Here is a 16330-nt window from a genome sequence, read left to right on the forward strand (position 1 = left end):
TCACCTCTTGTCGCCGGCGCCGAAAGCCGCCGAGACGGGAACCAGAACCACACCGCTTCGCCCCGTATCGGAGAGATAGTTGGCGATGCGTTCGCTGGTCGTCGGCAGTCCCGAAGCGAATCCCACGGCGACGCCGTTTTGCTTGGCCAGAGTTTCAAGCTTGACCAGCGCCGCGTCAATCGCTTCCGGCCTGCGTATTTCGTCAATTCTGACGTCAACCTTCAGAAAATTCACGCCCTGGTCCGCCGCCGCCGCGCCGGCGAGGCTTTGCGGCGCCGAGCCGTCGTCCACATAATTCAAGCCGCGCCGCGCCAATTCGGCCATCACGGTCGAGATCGAATCGCGATCGGCGGAGAGCTTGCCGCCGAGATAATTGATCACGCCGAAATAACCGACCATCCGCCCCATCTGCCAGCGCAACGCGTCCTCGGCGCGCGGCGCGTCGCCCGCCGGAACGACATGCGGCCCTGGCGCGTCGGCGGGATTGAACGGCTCCATCGGCGCCTGCAGCAGGATTTCATGGCCGGCCTCGCGCGCCGCATCGGCCAGTTGCTCGACGCGCCCGCCATAGGGCGCGAAAGCCAGCGTCACCTCCGCCGGCAGCCGGGAAATCACCGATTGGGTGGCGAGATCGTTGAGCCCCATGCCGCCGATGATTAGCGCGATGCGCGGTTGCCCCGCCCGCGCCGCCGGCCGGGGCCGGGCGTAGACCTGAGCGGGGGTCGCGCCATCCTTGCCGCGCTTGGGCAGCAGACCGAACCGGTTGCGTTCGACCAGGCGGGGATCGGGCGCGGGCGCGAGCGGCGCGTGGTCGGCGTTGTCCGGCACATGGATGATGGCCGGGCCGACCGCGGCGCCGCCACGCACCACGCGCACGCCGTTTTCGACCTCGACCTGTTGACCCTTCGGCGCGGCGTCCGGCGCCGCAGGCTGAACCTGAACCTGCGGGAGCGTCGCCGCCGGCGCCGGCGGCGCGGGCGGGAGCGGCTGGATCGGCGCGCGCGCCTCGGGCTCGCCGCCAGTCCCCCGCCCCGCGTCCTGTTGCGTCGTCAGCCAGGCTCCCCCGGCGATCACGGCCATGGCCGCAACGACGCCGGCCGCCCAAAGCGGCCTGCGCCCGCCCTCCGGCTTCGGCTCAGTTCGGTCAAGCCCGAGCGGGCGATCAAGGTCGTCCAGCATGTCCTGTCAGAAACCGCCGGCCCGTCCGGAAGACGGGCCGGTAAGCGAAAATCACTTTTCAGGAACAGGCGCCGGCGTCGGCCCCTGCTTCAGCACCGGCTCGCCATTCGGACCCACCGGCGGCGCGGCGGACGGCGCTTCGGTCGGGCGGCCCACGGCGGGCTTGTCGACGGCTTTCGCCTCGCCCGACTTGGCCTCGGATTTGGCCTCGCCGGATTTGGACTCGGGCTTGGCGGCGTCGGCCATGGCCTTGGCGCTTTCCGCCTTGAGCGCGTCGGCGGTCTTCACCCCGCGCAGCAGGTCGAGCGCGGCGTGCAGCGCCTTGTCCTTGGCGGCGTCCGGCGGCACATAGGCCTGCGAGCCGTGCTCCTCGTTCTCGCCGTTCTTGAGATGGCCCTTGAGCGAGGCCTCGCCCTCGGTCTTGTCCTTGCCCTTCAGCTCGTCCGGCACATCCTCCAGCACCATCACGTCGGGCTCGATGCCCTTGGCCTGGATCGAACGGCCCGACGGCGTGTAATAGCGCGCCGTGGTCAGGCGCAGGGCGCCGTTGTTCAAGCCGAGCGGGATGATGGTCTGCACCGACCCCTTGCCGAACGAGCGCGTGCCGATCAGCGTGGCGCGCTTGTGGTCCTGCAACGCGCCGGCGACGATCTCGGACGCCGAGGCCGAGCCGCCATTGATCAGCACCACCACCGGCTTGCCCTTGGACAGGTCGATCGGGCGGGCGTTGTAGCGCTGGGTTTCGTCGGCGTTGCGGCCGCGGGTCGAAACGATCTCGCCATGGTCGATGAAGGCGTTGACCACCGCCACCGACTGGTCGAGCAGGCCGCCGGGATTGTTGCGCAGGTCGATGATGTAACCCTTGAACTTGTCGGCCGGAATGTCCTTCTGGACCTTCTGCATCGCGTCCTTCAGACCTTCATAGGTCTGTTCGGTGAACTGGGTGATGCGGATATAGCCGACGTCGGGCTGCTCGACGCGCGAACGCACCGACTTGATCTGAATGACGGCGCGGGTCAGCGTGACCTCGACCTTGTCCTTCTTGGGGCCGCGCGCCAGCGTCAGCTTGACGTTGGTGTTGACCTCGCCGCGCATCTTGTCGACCGCCTGGTTGAGGGTCATGCCCTGCACGGCCTCGCCGTCGATGGCGGTGATGAAATCGCCCGAGAGAATGCCGGCGCGCGCGGCCGGCGTGTCGTCGATCGGCGCGACCACCTTGACCAGCCCGTCTTCCTGCATCACCTCGATGCCCAGGCCGCCGAACTTGCCCTGGGTCTGAATCTGCATGTCCTGGAAGCTCTTGGCGTCCATGTAGGAGGAATGCGGGTCGAGCGAGGCCAACATGCCCGACACCGCCGCCTCGACCATCTTCTTGTCGTCCGGCTTCTCGACATAATCGGCGCGCACCTTTTCGAACACGTCGCCGAACAGGTTGAGGCTGCGATAGACGTCGGAAGACGCGGCATGGGCGCCCGACGGCGCCCAGGGAGAGGAGAAGGGAACGCGCGCGCCGATCGAGGCGACGGATGCGCCCATGACCACGCCCAGCAGTACCAGAGATGTCTTGCGCATTATCCGCGAACCCTCATATTTTCCGGGCTATTGGCGCCCCTGGCCCACCAGGGCCCCGGATCGATCGCCACCCCATCCTTGCGAAACTCGACATAAAGCACTGGCTGCCTCGCGGCAATGGCCACAGCGGCGGCGGTTTGCGCCGCGCCATCGCCCATCGACCCGACCGGCTCGCCCGCGAGAACGAATTGCCCAACCGAGACGTCGACTCGCGCCATGCCAGCCATCACGACATAGTAGCCGCCGCCTGCGTTGACGATCAAGAGTTGACCATAAGACCGCCAAGGTCCGCTGAAGGCGATATAGCCATCACATGGAGACGAAACAATGGCTTGTGGTTTCGTAGCGAGAGAAAGTCCTTTTTCTGCTCCGCCGAATTCGCTGGGCGCGCCGTAAGACTTGATCACAGCCCCGCTGGCGGGCGGCGACAGCAGGCCCTTGGCCTGGGAGAAAGCAATGGCCGGCGTCAGCCGCGCGGGGTCGCGTTTCTGCGCGTCGGCGAATTTCTGCCGGGCGTCCTCGGCCTCCTTGTCGCTCTGCCGGGCGCGGGCCTCCTCGGCCTGACGCGCCTTTTCCGCCGCCGCGCGGGCGCCGGCGACCTCCCCCTCCATCCGCCCGATCAGATCCTGAAGGCTCGCCGCCTGCCCGGCCAGAACCTCGGCGCGCTTGCGCTCAGCGGCGAGCGCCTCCTGCGCCTGGCCGACGGCTTTCTGCCGCGCCGCGACCAGCGCCTCCAGCCGGGACCGCTCGTCGCGCTGCGCCTGCGCCTCGGACGCCTGGCGGGCGCGCTCCCCGTCGATGGCGCGGCGCAGCGACACCAGATCCTGCAGATCGCTGGCCAGAGCCTCCGTCTCGGCGCGCAATTGCGGCAACACGGCGCCGAGCATCATCGAGGCGCGGATGGCGCGCAAAACGTCCTCGGGCTGGGTCAGCAGCGCGGGCGGCGGCTTGCGGCCCATGCGCTGCAACACCGCCAGCACCGAGGCCAGCACGTCGCGGCGCCCGTCGAGCGACTTGCGGATCGCGCTCTCCGACCCCGCCAGCTTGTCGAGGCGGGCCTCGGTCGCCGCCGTCTGCGCCTCGGCCTCCTCGACCCGGCGCCGCGCGTCGATCGCCGCCGCCGTCAATTTGGCGCGGTCGTTCTGAATGGCCTCGATTTCGGCCTCGATTTTCTTGCGCTGCGCCTCCGATTGCGCCAGCGTGTCCTGAACGCCCTTGAATTCAGTCTTGCGCTTGTCGAGATCGCCGGCCTCGGGCGCGGAGGGCGGCGGCGCGGTTGGCGCTTGCGCCGCCGGCGCGCCAGCCCTGACCGAGCCGGACGGGAACGCGCCAAGCAGCAGCGCCGCCAGCGCGGCCTCGGCGAGCCATCCCCGTCCCAATCGTTGTCGCGCCATAGACCATCCTGCCGATTCGCCCATTTCAGATTAAAGGCGCGCCCCGCGACAGCAATGGGGCGCCAGCGCGGAGCGCGGCTTTTCTCTTGACAAAAGAGCTAATGTTCTTTATTTGTTCCTGCCAAGCGCCCGCGCAGGACGGAACGAGGCCATGATCGTTGCGGCTGTCTGTTTTGCTCTCGTTTTCGCCCGCCTGCCGGCGATCGCCGCAGCGCAGGGCGAAATCCAGAGTCCACGCCATTTTCCCCGTCTGGCCGCGCCCGTCCGCGCGCCGCCGGCTGCGGCGGATTGCGCGGCTCGTCCGCCGGGCGCTTAGTCGCCGCGGCCCATGGCGACTTGGGCCAGGGGCGCGCGCAGGCTGTAGCTCAGTCCATCCGGCAGGAAATCCATCTGGCTTTCGCCCTGGATCGACTGCGGCGCCGTTCGCGTCAGAACAGAGAAGCCAAACCCCGTGCGCTCCGGCGCGTTGACCGAAGGGCCGCCGCGCTCCCGCCACGTCAGGCGGTAGACGCCCGTCTCTTCCTCGAGCGCGAACTCCAATTCGACGCGGCCCTCCGGCGTGGACCACGCGCCATATTTCACGGCATTGGTCGCCAGCTCGTGCAGAGCCAGACCGTAACATTCGGCCGCGCGGGGGTTGATCTCGATCAGATCGCCCGCGACGGACAGCCGGGACTCGCCGGAGTCCACCAGCTCGCAACATTGAATCCGGGTGAGTTCGCTGATCGCCACGCCGCGCCAATCGCGGGACACCAGCATGTCATGGCTGGCGCCGATCGCCGCGAGGCGCGCCATGAAGCCGTCCGTGAACGCCTCCGGGCTCTCGGCGAAACGCGCCGTCTGGCGCGCGACCGCCTGCACCACCGCCAGCATGTTCTTGGAGCGATGGTTCACTTCCCTCAGCAGGAATTCGATATGTTCGGCGGCGCGGGTCAGGGTGGTGACGTCGCGATAACTCGCGGAAATCGCCACCGTTTCCCCGGTGCGCTCATCCCGGATCGGCGCCAGCGACAGAGAGAAGTCCAACGACGCCCCGTCCTTGCGTTTGCGCCGAACCAGCTCGCCCTTGATCGGCTGCTGCGCCGCCCGCGCCAGCTTGTCGGCGAACTGCTGGCGAAATCCCTCGGGAACGATCAGATCGGCCAGTCGCGCGCCCATAACTTCGGCGCGCTCGAACTGGAAAATCTCGGTAAAGGCGGCGTTGGCGTTGAGAATTCGGCCGTTGCCGTCGACGCTGACGATGGCGTCGGACGAATGCGCCACAATGGCGGCCAATTGCTCGGCCGCGCTTTTGCCCCGGCGCAATTCGGCCTCATATTCCGTGCGGCGCCAGGCGCTGACGAAGCTGAGATGCACCGTTTCGCCGCCGCTCGGCCGACGGCGCAGCACGGCGTTCAAATAGACCGGAAGAATGGCGCCGTTGCTGCGCTGCAACAAGACGAACACTTCCTCGACCGGTTCATCCTGCCGCAGGCTTTCGACCAGCGACGCGAAAAACTCCTGCCCGTCGCCCGCCAGACAGCTTGCGAGATTGCCCCCCCTGGCGCCCGCGCAAAGCCCGACCCATGCTCGCAATTGACGATTCGCGCTCAGGAAGGCCCCGTTCGGCGCGACGACCGCCAGACCGCACGGCGCCAGTTCAAACAGGTCGGCTTCGATCGTTCCGGTGTGAATCATGCGGCTCTTGGTCTTCTTTCCGCTGCCCAGCGAAGCTTTGTCGCACGATTCCAAAGAAACGTTCAGACAACTTTTTGTGATCCATAACTTGGGGAAAACCGCCGCAAATCATTTGGAGCTTTCGCCGCCGGATCACAGGTCGAATTCCGACGTATTTCGTGCGCCTTCCGCAAGGCGACCCTGAAATCGACTCGGGCCGGCGGCCTTCAGGCCCGATGATAGGGATGTCCCGCCAGGATCGTCATGGCGCGGAACAATTGCTCGGCCGCGAGCGCGCGGACCAATTGATGCGGCCACGTCATCGCGCCGAAGGCGAGAACGAGATCGGCGCGGGCGCGAAACGCCGCATCGAGACCGTCCGGCCCGCCGATCACCACGGCGCAAGCCGGGGCGCCGGCGTCGCGCCAATCGCCGATGCGCGCCGCGAACGCCTCGCTGTCCATGGTTTTTCCGCGCTCGTCGAGGCAAACTAACCGGGCGCCGGCCGGCACAAGCGCGCGCAGCGCCTGCGCCTCCTCCGCCTTGCGGTCTTCCGGCCGCCGCGCCCGGGATTCGTCGATTTCGCGCAGATCGAAGGCGGTGAGGCCGATCTTGCGGCCGCCGGCGGCGCAACGCTCCACATAGCGGGAGACAAGTTCGCGCTCGGGGCCGCTCTTGAGGCGCCCGACGCCGGCCAGCAACAGTTTCATCGGATCCGCTGAGGTTCAGCCCGGAGACCGGGCCTCGGTCGGCCGGTCCACGCCCCACATCTTCTCCAGATTGTAGAAGGCGCGGACCTCCGGCCGAAACAGATGCACGATCACGTCCCCGGCGTCGATCAGCACCCAGTCGCAGGCGGGAAGTCCTTCGACGCCGGGCGTCCGCGCGCCCATGTCCTTGAGCGCGCGCACCACCCTGTCGGCCAGGGCGCCGACCTGCGTGGTCGAGCGTCCCGAAGCGATCACCATCCAGTCCGCGACCGAAGTCTTGCCCTCCAGGTCGATCAGCGAGATGTCCTCGGCCTTCAAATCCTCCAGCGCCGTGATCGCGGCCTGAAGCTCGGCCGGGTGAAGTTTCGGCTCGGCCGCGGCCTCGGGCCTGGGCTCCGCCGTCGTGGCGACCGTCGCAGGAATTTTGCGCGCGCGCGGCTTGGGCGCTTTCGCGACGGACGCCGTCTCGGGCGTGGGAATGACGGAGTGCGCGGCATCGGGCGCGACGGGTGTGGTAACGGGCTTACGGGTCAGTTTTCTATCCTCGGCGAGGCGGGCGTGCTCGCGCCTAAAATGACGGCGCCTGCGGAAATAATCAACATAAGAAGGGGCCGTGCGCACAAGCCGCACAGCCGTGCCGCAACGTAAGTAACCACGAGACGTTCGCACAGATTATCACAATGAAAATACAAATGTTTTCTTATTTTTAATGATGAGTCCCCACTATCGCGACGCTGTTTCATAAGGCGGGAGGCGCTCATGCTAGGCCGTTTCAGGATTGGACATCAATTGATTGCCCTGGCGCTGGTTCCCGCGCTGGGTTTTATCGCGATTCTCGGCAATGTGGTCTGGACGGTACATGTTCAGAACGTTACCCAGGCCCGCGCGCATCTGGCGGCGCAAACCGCGCTGGAGGCGTCGCAGTTCGCCGGAACCATGTTGCAACTGCGCAGCGCCGAGAAGAATTTCGTGCTGCAGCGCGACGAAACCTATGTCGCCGAACATGAGACTCGCGCCCAAATGGCGCGCGCGCAGATGAAAAGCCTTGCCGAAAAAGCCGCCCAACTGGACGACGCCGAGTTGAAGCGCGGCCTCGCCGCCGTGGAGCAGCCCATGGCCCTCTACTTCGCCTCGTTTGGCAAATTCGTGGAAGCGACGCGAATCCTCGGGCTCACGCCCGACAAGGGAATCGACGGCGAACTGCGCGTCGCCGCCAACGCATTGCAGCAGGCCTTCACCAGCCTCGACCGGCCGATCCTCAACGTCAAGGCGCTCATGATGCGCATTCACGCGAAGGACTTCATGATTCTCCACAAGGATCAGGATCGGGCCGCCACCATCGCAGCCAATGAGGAACTGAAACGCGCCGTCGCCGAGGATCCGGCGATCGAGGACGCGCGGAGCCGTCTGAGCGACCTCGTCGACCGCTACGCATCCGGCTTTTCGGCCTGGGCCCGGAAGGCGACCGAGGCCGCCGCGATCGAAAACGAGATCTCCCGCGGCTATAACGCGTTCGAGCCCGCCATCGCCGGCGTCGTCGCGCGCGCGCGGGTCATCAACGAGGAAAAATTCGCCGAAGTGGACTCCATGGACAAGCGGAGCCTTGCAACGGCGGTCGCCACGATCGCGCTCGCGCTGATCGCCGCCTTCGCGCTGTCCGTGTCGGTTTGGCGTTACCTTGCGGGATCGCTCGGCCGCCTGAACGGCGCCATGGCCTCCATCACCAAAGGCGACACCACGGCCGATCTCAACGACCTGAACACGGCCAACGAGATCGGGGACATGGCCCGCGCGGTCAACGTGTTCCGCGAGAACACCGCGGCGCGCGGCCGGCTTGAGAAGGAAGCGAAGGCCGAGCGCGAACGCGAGGCCGATCGCCAGCGCGTTCTCGAGGAAATCACCTCCCATTTCCGCGACAATGTGCACTCCGTCGTATCCGCGCTGCGCGCGCGCACCGGCGAAATGGGCGAAACGGCGAAAAACCTCGGCGCAGTCGCCTCGCGCGCCAGCGGCGCCGCCGACGACGCCAACCGCTCCGCCAACGATTCGTCCGGCAACATGCAGACGGTCTCCGCCGCCGCCGAGGAGCTGACCGCCTCCATCCAGGAGATTCTCCGCCAGATCGAAGGCATGCGCCACCGCGCCGACCAAACCAGCGCCTCCGCCCGCGACACCGACCGCCACGTCCGCGCCCTGGTGACTCTGGCGGAAAAGATCGGCGCCATCGTCGAGATCATTCGCAGCATCGCCCAGCAGACCAATATGCTGGCGCTCAACGCCACCATCGAGGCGGCGCGCGCCGGCGAGGCCGGCCGCGGCTTCGCCGTCGTCGCCTCCGAGGTCAAGACGCTCGCCGAACATACCGCGCGCGCCACGGACGAAATCGGCGCCCAGATCGCCGAAATCCAGGGCGCGACCCGCGAGGCGGAAAGCGCCATCGAGTCCATCGCCGTGGCCGCAAGCGACATGGATACGCTGACCGCCACCATCGCCTCCTCGGTCAGCCAGCAAAGCGAAGCCACCGAGGAGATCGCCCGCGCGGTCGCGCGCGCGGCGACAAGCTCCAACGAGACCAGCGTCAGCGTCACCCACGCCGCCTCGGTCATCAGCGAGACCAATGTCGAGGCGGGACGCGTGACCTCGGTCACCGAGGCCCTCATCGCGGCGGGAACCACCCTCACCAAGACCGTCGAGACCTTCATGATCGATCTGGGGCGCGACATCAAGGAACGGCGCAAGGCGCTGCGCCGCCGTTCGACCCAGGCGCTGGTGCTGTCGTCCGATGGCCGGAGCGAACAGGCGCATCTCGTCGACATTTCCGATTCCGGCGTCAAGTTCAGCTCGTCCGGGCGGCTGAAAGTCGGCGACACGCTCACCCTGCAATTCGAGGACGGCGCCAGGACCCAGGCCCGCGTGGCCCGCGTCGAGCCGGGGTTCGCGGCGGCGCAGTTCCTGGAGACGCTCGACGGCGCGCTCGACCGTTACGCGGCCTGAGGGGCGATCACGGCGCGCGCTGGCGCAATTGCGTCGAAGACAGGGGCGAGCGCGGCCCATGCAGCAGCACCAGCGCAGGCGGTTTGCGGCGGAACAGCCCGGCCGCCTGCGCTTCCGGCAGACGCGCGCGCGAAAACCAGCCCGCCGCCCCGCCGAAAGCGGCGCGATGGGTGGAGCCCGGCCGGTCCACCACGAGAATCGGCAGGGTGTTGGCGATGTCGCGCCAGCGCCGCCAGCGGTGGAAGCCGGCGAGATTGTCGGCGCCCATCACCCAGACGAATTTGACCCCGCGTCCCCGCCGCGCCAGAAATTCGACGGTCTGCCAGGAATAGCGCACGCGCAGCGGCGCTTCGAACGCCGTGACTCTTATGCGCGGGTGGCGGAAAAATTTCTCCACATCGGCCAGACGCTGCGCAAACGGCGGCAACTGGGCCGGGTCCTTCAGCGGATTGCCCGGCGTCACCATCACCCAGACCGCATCGAGCCCGGCGCGGCGCAAGGCCGTGAGCGCGACCAGACGATGGCCCTGATGCGGCGGATTGAACGAGCCGCCGAACAGGCCGATCCTCATCCCCGGCGCGTGTGGCGGCAGTTTGATCACGCGGGTTTCGCCGTGCGGAGAAAGGTCACGCCCGGGTCTGTCCGTCGCCATGGACCACATATTTGAACGACGTCAACTGCGCCACCCCGACCGGCCCGCGCGCGTGCATCCGCCCGGTGGCGATGCCGATCTCGGCGCCGAAGCCGAATTCGCCACCGTCGGCGAACTGGGTCGAGGCGTTGTGAATCACGATGGCGGAATCGACCTCACGCTGGAATTTGTCGGCCTTGGCCTGATTTTCCGTCACAATGCCGTCGGTGTGATGCGAACCAAACGTCTCGATATGGTCGATGGCGCCCTGCACCCCGTCGACCAGTTTCACGGAAATAATGGCGTCGAGATATTCGGTGGACCAGTCCTGCGCGCTCGCCGGTTTTACCCGCGAATCGACCGCCAGCGCGGCGGCGTCGCCGCGCACCTCGCAACCGGCGTCGAGCAGGGTTTTCACCAGAGGCGCCAGCAGGCGATCCGCCCCGGCGCGATCCACCAGCAGGGTTTCAGTCGCGCCGCAAATGCCGGTGCGCCGCAGTTTGGAATTGAGCAGGATCTTTTCCGCCTTGGCGAGATCGGCGTCCGAATCCACGTAGAGATGCACAATGCCTTCGAGATGCGCGAAAACCGGCACGCGCGCCTCGCTCTGCACCCGCTCGACCAGGCTTTTGCCGCCGCGCGGCACGATCACGTCGATATTGCCGCCAAGGCCCGCCAACATCGCGCCCACCGCCGCGCGATCGCGGGTGGGGATCAACACGATGCAATCCTCGGGCAAACCCGCCGCCTTCAAACCCTCGACGAGGCAGGCGTGGATCAGCCGCGACGAGTGAAAACTTTCGGAGCCCGCGCGCAAAACGGCGCCGTTGCCGGCCTTGAGGCAAAGCGCGCCGGCGTCGGCGGTGACATTGGGGCGGCTCTCGAAGATGACGCCGATCACGCCGAGCGGCGTCGCCACCCGCTCGATTCTGAGGCCATTAGGCCGCTCGAAAACGTCCAGCACCCGCCCGACCGGATCGGGCAGAGCGGCGATATCGATCAAACTCTGCGCCATAGAGGCGATGCGTTTTTCATCCAGCGCCAGCCGGTCGAGCATGGAGGGCGCGAGATTTTTCTCTTTCGCGCGCGCCATGTCCTGCGCGTTCGCCCCAATCAACTCGGCGGTTCGCGTGCGTAAAAATTCGGCGGCGGCGGTCAGCGCGCGGTTCTTCTGCTCCGGCGGCGCCAAAGCCAGCACGCGCGACGCGCGACGGGCGCGGCGGCCGAGATCGAGCAGAAGATTTTCCAGTTCGGCGGCGCCGCCGTCAACGAGGTGCAGGCTTTCCATGCGACAGGTCCAACATCGGGTCAGTCATTTAACAGCAGTCGCCGCGCCGCGGCAAACGCTGGATCATTCGGTAAGGTCGCCCGCGAGAACGAGATTGTCGCGGTGGATCATCTCGAACCGGCCCTCGACGCCCAGCTCGTCGGCGATATGGCGGGAGTTGCGGCCGATCACCTTATGCGCCATGGCGACGTCATAGCCGACCAGCCCGCGCCCGACCTCGCCGCCATGGGCGTCGCGCACGATCACGCTGTCGCCGCGCGAGAAATCGCCCTCCACCGCCGTCACGCCGGCCGGCAGCAGGCTGGCGCCGGAGGCCAGCGCGCGGGCGGCGCCGTCGTCGATGGTCACCACGCCCTGCGGCGCCAGCGAGCCGGCGATCCATTTCTTGCGCGCGGTGACCGGCGTCGAGGGGGTGAGGAACCAGGTGCAGGGCTCCCCCCGCGCGATGCGGCCGACCGGATTGGGCTGGCGCCCGTCGGCGATCACCATATGGGCGCCGCCGGAGGTGGCGATTTTTCCCGCCTCGATCTTGGTCTGCATGCCGCCGCGCGACAGCTCCGACGCGGCGCCGCCCGCCATGGCCTCGATTTCGGCCGAGATGCGCGGCACCATCGGAATCAGTTTCGCATCCGGGTTTTTCGCCGGCGGCGCGTCAAATAGCCCGGTGATGTCGGACAGCAGAATCAGCAGGTCGGCCGACGCCATGGTCGCCACCCGCGCCGCCAGGCGATCGTTGTCGCCATAGCGGATTTCCGCGGTCGCCACCGTGTCGTTCTCGTTGATGACCGGCGCCGCGCGCAGCGCCAGCAGCCGCGAAATGGTCTCGCGGGCGTTGAGATAGTGGCGCCGCTCCTCCGTATCCTGCCATGTCACCAGAATTTGCCCGGCGATAATGCCGCGTTGCGCGAAGGCTTCGGCCCAGATGCGCGACAAGGCGATTTGCCCGACCGAGGCCGCCGCCTGGCTGTCCTCGAGTTTGAGCGCGCCCTTCGGCAGGCCCAGCACGGAGCGCCCGAGCGCGATGGCGCCGGAGGAGACCACCAGAATGTCGGCGCCGCCGCGATGCAACTCCGCGAGATCGTCAACCAGCCCGTGCAGCCACTCGCGCCGCGCCGCGCCGCGCTTGCTGTCCACCAGCAGCGACGAGCCGACCTTGATGACGATGCGCTTGAAATCTTGCAGGTTGGGCAGGAACATTGCGGGACTCTGGCTATAAAACCCGGCGCCCGCCAGTTGCGCGAAACATCCGGATCGTCATTGCGAGCGCAGCGAAGCAACCCAGAATCCAACCACCGCAAGAGTCCTGGATGGATTCGCTTCGCTCGCAATGACGGGATTAGACGGTGTCGCCTGTTACGGCAACAGTTACGGCCGCCATTCCGGCGCCGGCGCGGCCTCCGCCTCCTCGCGGCGCTTCTCGTCCACGAACGCCAGCACCGCGCGCAAAGCCTCGGCGACGCCCTCGCCGGCCACCGCCGACATCTTCAATGGCGCGCGCGGCTTTTCGCCCTCGGCCAGAACCGGCCCAGCGCTCTTGATGGCGCGCTTCAACCGCTCGACCTGTTGCTTCAGCGTCTCCGGATCGAGCGCGTCCGTCTTGGTCAGCGCCACCACCTCGGGCTTTTCGGCGAGGCCCTGGCCATAGGCTTCCAGTTCGCCGCGCACGATCTTGTAGTCCTTGCCGGCATGCTCGCCGGCGCCGTCCACCAGATGCAGCAGCACGCCGGTGCGCTCGACATGGCCGAGAAAACGGTCGCCGAGGCCGAGGCCCTCATGCGCGCCCTCGATCAGGCCGGGAATGTCGGCCAGCACGAATTCGCGCCCGTCGCTATTCACGACGCCGAGATTGGGATGCAGCGTGGTGAAGGGATAATCGGCGATTTTCGGCCGCGCCGCCGACACCGTCGCGAGGAACGTGCTCTTGCCGGCGTTGGGCAAGCCGACCAGACCGGCGTCCGCGATCAGTTTCAAGCGCAGGATAATGGTGCGCTCCTCGCCATCCTGGCCCGGATTGGCCCGGCGTGGCGCGCGATTGATCGAGGTGGTGAAATGCAGGTTGCCGAACCCGCCATTGCCGCCCTTGCAGATGACCACGCGCTGGCCGACTTCGGTGAGGTCGGCGATCAGGGTTTCGCCGTCTTCCTCGAAAATCTGCGTGCCTTCCGGCACTTTCAGCACGGCGTCGGCGCCGCGTCCGCCGGCGCGGTTCTTGCCCATGCCGTGCATGCCGGTCTTGGCCTTGAAATGCTGCTGGTAGCGGTAGTCGATCAGCGTGTTCAGACCCTCGACGCATTCGGCCACGACATCGCCGCCGCGCCCGCCGTCGCCGCCGTCGGGACCGCCGAATTCGATGAATTTCTCGCGCCGGAACGACACGCAGCCCGCCCCGCCATCGCCGGAGCGGACATAGATTTTGGCCTGGTCAAGGAACTTCATTGTTGTTTTTCTCTCATCGACAGGCTCTAGCCCAAGCCGGACGCCGCCTCAAGCGGCGCCCGCAAAATCCAGCGCCTCACGCGGCGCGCGCCCAGCTTTCGCGATCGAGCGCGAACATCAGGGCCTTGCCGCCGGCATGGCGGCCGGGCGCCGGCGCTTCGCCCGCAGGCTTGAACCCGACGCTGCGCAGCACCGCCTGCGATGCGACGTTCTCCGGCATGGAGGCGGCGGTCAGCGCCGACGCCTGGGTGACAAGGAAGCAGGCGTCGATCAGTGCCGCCGCGGCCTCGGCGGCGAAGCCCTGCCCCCAATAGGCCCGGCCCAGCCAATAGCCGAGACTGGGCCCCTCCGGGCTCGGATGCACGCTGACCATGCCGATAGGCGCCAGCGCTTCACTCTTCAGCGTCATCGCCAGCCGCATGTGGCGGCCAAGCCCATTGCCGATCCGGCTGTCCCTGATGAATTGCGCCGCATCCTCCAGCGTATAGGGATGCGGAATGTTGGCGGTGAGCCGCGCCACCTCCCAATCGCCGGCCAACGCGGCAAGCGCGCGAGCGTCGGAGGCTTGCGGCCAGCGCAGCCACAGCCGGCGCGTTTCGAGGCGGAAGACGTCGTCGCGGGCGAGATCCGGGAACATGTCATCACTCCAGTTCACAAGCAAAAGGGGAACGCGCGCGTCCCCCTTGCAGCTTGGCGCTGGAGATTCCGTACCGGAAGATCTGGGCGGTCTTGGTTCGGAAACTTGGCCTTTGAAAGGCCTCCCGGGGACTTGCGCCGGGAGACCAATCCATCTCCCGAATTATTCTGCGGCCAGAGCCGGTGCGGGGGTTACGGTAATGACCGAACGGACCCCTTGGTGTTTAAAGAGCACTTTGCCATCGACGAGAGCGAACAAGGTGTGATCCTTGCCAATGCCGACATTGGCGCCGGGGTGCCATTTGGTGCCGCGCTGACGCACGATGATGTTGCCGGCCACGACCGCTTCGCCGCCGAACTTTTTCACGCCGAGGCGACGACCGTCAGAGTCGCGCCCGTTGCGGGAAGAACCGCCTGCCTTTTTGTGAGCCATTGTCCTGCTCCGAAATCCTTAACGCCGCGAACGCGGCCGAGTTCCAGTTTAATGAAGCCTACGCGCTCAGGCGGCGACGACTTCGAGAATGCGCACGAGGGTCAAATCCTGACGGTGACCGCGCTTGCGCTTGGAATTCTTGCGGCGGCGCTTCTTGAAGGAAACGACCTTGGGGCCGCGGGCCTGCTCGACGATCTCGGCGGTGACGGAGGCGCCCGCCACGAAAGGCGCGCCGATGGTGGCGGCGCCGTCCTTTTCGACGAGCAGAACGTCGGAGAAAGTGACCTTGTCGCCGGCATTGCCTTCGAGCGACATGACGGTGATCTGTTCATCGGCGGCGACGCGATACTGCTTGCCGCCGGTTTTAATGACTGCGAACATCGTTTTTCCTCGTGTTCTCTACCGATCTCAAGCTTGCGCTCGGATCGGCTTCTTTGCAGCTGAACCAGCAGGGGTGGGTCTTGAGCGAAGCTCGAAAACCCGGCTTACGGATGTTTGGCGAGACCAAAACAAAAAGTCGCGGCGGAAAGCCACGACAAACCGTTGGGTTTGATAACCGCAAGGCGAGGCGCAAGTCAAGAGCCGCGTGCGTCGCGCGCGCTGGCGGGACGCGAAAGGCGGCGGATAACGATTTTCGTTGTTTGCGTCGCTTGAGGCTCTTGCGTTGGCGCGCGAGACCATGTTATTGCGCCACCTCACCACCGGCGAGCCCCGCTTGCCGAACACCTGGACTGGAGAGGTGGCTGAGTGGTTGAAAGCACCGCACTCGAAATGCGGCATACGGGCAACCGTATCGGGGGTTCAAATCCCTCCCTCTCCGCCATAACCATCAAAAATCTCAGCAAACCCTGAGATTCCACCGGGATTAAGGCTTTCGTCACGCGCCTTGGGGTACACATCCCGGGTACACAGGCGATGGCGATACGCATGGCGACTCCCGTTCTGCTCCGCGGCATTTGGTGCTTCCGCAAACGCGTCCCCAAGAACGTGCTGGCGCTCGTCGGGGGCAGCCGATCATCAAGCGTTCGCTCAGCAAGAGAACGGACGCCGAGATCAAGGCTCGCTTCCTCTCCGTTGCGCTCGAATACGAACGATATTTCCAGAACGTCAGGACCAGCATCCGCTCCCTCAGACTCCTGCACGCGGTGAACGACGCCTCGATTCAGGCAGCGGAGGTCATCAAGCGGAACTCATGCGGGGACCACTCGGAGGATCCCAGGGCGGTTAGGTTTCCCGACCCGAAGCAATGCGGCGTATCGGCGAGCGACGACACCGAGTTTGAGAAACTCTACGCCGGCTACTGCAAGGATCGGAAGCGGGACGAGTACAGGGCGAAATAGTACCGACATTACTTCGACCGCATGATTGCCCACTGCGGCACGGACGACATGGCGCAGGTCA

Annotated in this window: 15 protein-coding genes and 1 tRNA gene; 2 read left to right on the plus strand and 14 right to left on the minus strand. The window is 66.5% G+C overall.

Annotation, left to right across the window (positions count from 1 at the left end):
- The 7 genes from CFB24_RS06170 to rsfS form a co-directional block, all read right to left on the minus strand.
- Window positions 1-1179 carry a divergent polysaccharide deacetylase family protein gene (locus CFB24_RS06170; RefSeq protein ID WP_088519716.1) on the minus strand — a complete coding sequence of 393 codons (1179 nt, stop codon included), beginning with the start codon at window positions 1177-1179 and terminating at the stop codon, window positions 1-3.
- 51 nt (window positions 1180-1230) lie between these two features.
- Entirely contained in the window at window positions 1231-2751 is a 1521-nt protein-coding gene (locus CFB24_RS06175) for a S41 family peptidase (protein WP_206605433.1), read from the minus strand.
- Window positions 2751-4145, minus strand: coding sequence for a murein hydrolase activator EnvC family protein (locus tag CFB24_RS06180; protein ID WP_170068138.1), 1395 nt, complete (start codon window positions 4143-4145; stop codon window positions 2751-2753). The genes CFB24_RS06175 and CFB24_RS06180 overlap by 1 nt, the downstream gene beginning before the upstream one ends.
- Before the next feature lie 25 nt (window positions 4146-4170).
- Window positions 4171-4386, minus strand: a complete 216-nt coding sequence (locus CFB24_RS23370) for a hypothetical protein (protein WP_111390646.1) — start codon at window positions 4384-4386, stop codon at window positions 4171-4173.
- A gap of 71 nt (window positions 4387-4457) precedes the next feature.
- Window positions 4458-5822 (minus strand): sensor histidine kinase, encoded by a 1365-nt coding sequence (locus tag CFB24_RS06185; RefSeq protein WP_141098369.1) that lies wholly within the window; start codon window positions 5820-5822, stop codon window positions 4458-4460.
- Window positions 5823-6028: 206 nt separating this feature from the next.
- Complete coding sequence (gene rlmH / locus CFB24_RS06190) at window positions 6029-6511, minus strand: 23S rRNA (pseudouridine(1915)-N(3))-methyltransferase RlmH (protein WP_088519720.1); 483 nt, start codon at window positions 6509-6511, stop codon at window positions 6029-6031.
- A 15-nt stretch (window positions 6512-6526) separates the two neighbouring features.
- The gene (gene rsfS / locus CFB24_RS06195; RefSeq protein WP_338064167.1) at window positions 6527-6847 is read right to left on the minus strand and encodes a ribosome silencing factor; all 321 of its coding nucleotides are present in this window, start codon (window positions 6845-6847) and stop codon (window positions 6527-6529) included.
- 423 nt (window positions 6848-7270) lie between these two features.
- On the opposite strand from rsfS, the gene CFB24_RS06200 reads away from it, so the two are divergent.
- The gene (locus CFB24_RS06200; protein WP_088519721.1) at window positions 7271-9505 is read left to right on the plus strand and encodes a methyl-accepting chemotaxis protein; all 2235 of its coding nucleotides are present in this window, start codon (window positions 7271-7273) and stop codon (window positions 9503-9505) included.
- 7 nt (window positions 9506-9512) lie between these two features.
- Here CFB24_RS06200 and CFB24_RS06205 read toward each other — a convergent pair whose 3' ends face one another.
- The 7 genes from CFB24_RS06205 to rplU all read right to left on the minus strand — a co-directional run bounded on the left by CFB24_RS06205 (window position 9513) and on the right by rplU (window position 15310).
- Window positions 9513-10106 carry a nicotinate-nucleotide adenylyltransferase gene (locus CFB24_RS06205; protein WP_244593084.1) on the minus strand — a complete coding sequence of 198 codons (594 nt, stop codon included), beginning with the start codon at window positions 10104-10106 and terminating at the stop codon, window positions 9513-9515.
- A 25-nt stretch (window positions 10107-10131) separates the two neighbouring features.
- Window positions 10132-11424, minus strand: a complete 1293-nt coding sequence (locus CFB24_RS06210) for a glutamate-5-semialdehyde dehydrogenase (protein WP_088519723.1) — start codon at window positions 11422-11424, stop codon at window positions 10132-10134.
- 63 nt (window positions 11425-11487) lie between these two features.
- Complete coding sequence (gene proB, locus CFB24_RS06215) at window positions 11488-12621, minus strand: glutamate 5-kinase (RefSeq protein WP_088519724.1); 1134 nt, start codon at window positions 12619-12621, stop codon at window positions 11488-11490.
- Between the two features lie 168 nt (window positions 12622-12789).
- Window positions 12790-13860: a GTPase ObgE gene (gene obgE / locus CFB24_RS06220; protein WP_088519725.1), complete on the minus strand. Its 1071-nt coding sequence runs from the start codon at window positions 13858-13860 to the stop codon at window positions 12790-12792.
- Between the two features lie 76 nt (window positions 13861-13936).
- Window positions 13937-14497 (minus strand): GNAT family N-acetyltransferase, encoded by a 561-nt coding sequence (locus CFB24_RS06225; RefSeq protein ID WP_088519726.1) that lies wholly within the window; start codon window positions 14495-14497, stop codon window positions 13937-13939.
- 162 nt (window positions 14498-14659) lie between these two features.
- Window positions 14660-14929, minus strand: a complete 270-nt coding sequence (gene rpmA / locus CFB24_RS06230) for a 50S ribosomal protein L27 (RefSeq protein ID WP_088519727.1) — start codon at window positions 14927-14929, stop codon at window positions 14660-14662.
- A 66-nt stretch (window positions 14930-14995) separates the two neighbouring features.
- Window positions 14996-15310: a 50S ribosomal protein L21 gene (rplU, locus tag CFB24_RS06235; RefSeq protein WP_088519728.1), complete on the minus strand. Its 315-nt coding sequence runs from the start codon at window positions 15308-15310 to the stop codon at window positions 14996-14998.
- 352 nt (window positions 15311-15662) lie between these two features.
- On the opposite strand from rplU, the gene CFB24_RS06240 reads away from it, so the two are divergent.
- Window positions 15663-15752, plus strand: a tRNA-Ser gene (locus CFB24_RS06240).
- Window positions 15753-16330 lie beyond the last annotated feature (578 nt).

The sequence above is a fragment of the Rhodoblastus acidophilus genome (assembly GCF_900187365.1).
In the GTDB taxonomy this organism is placed as follows: domain Bacteria; phylum Pseudomonadota; class Alphaproteobacteria; order Rhizobiales; family Beijerinckiaceae; genus Rhodoblastus; species Rhodoblastus acidophilus.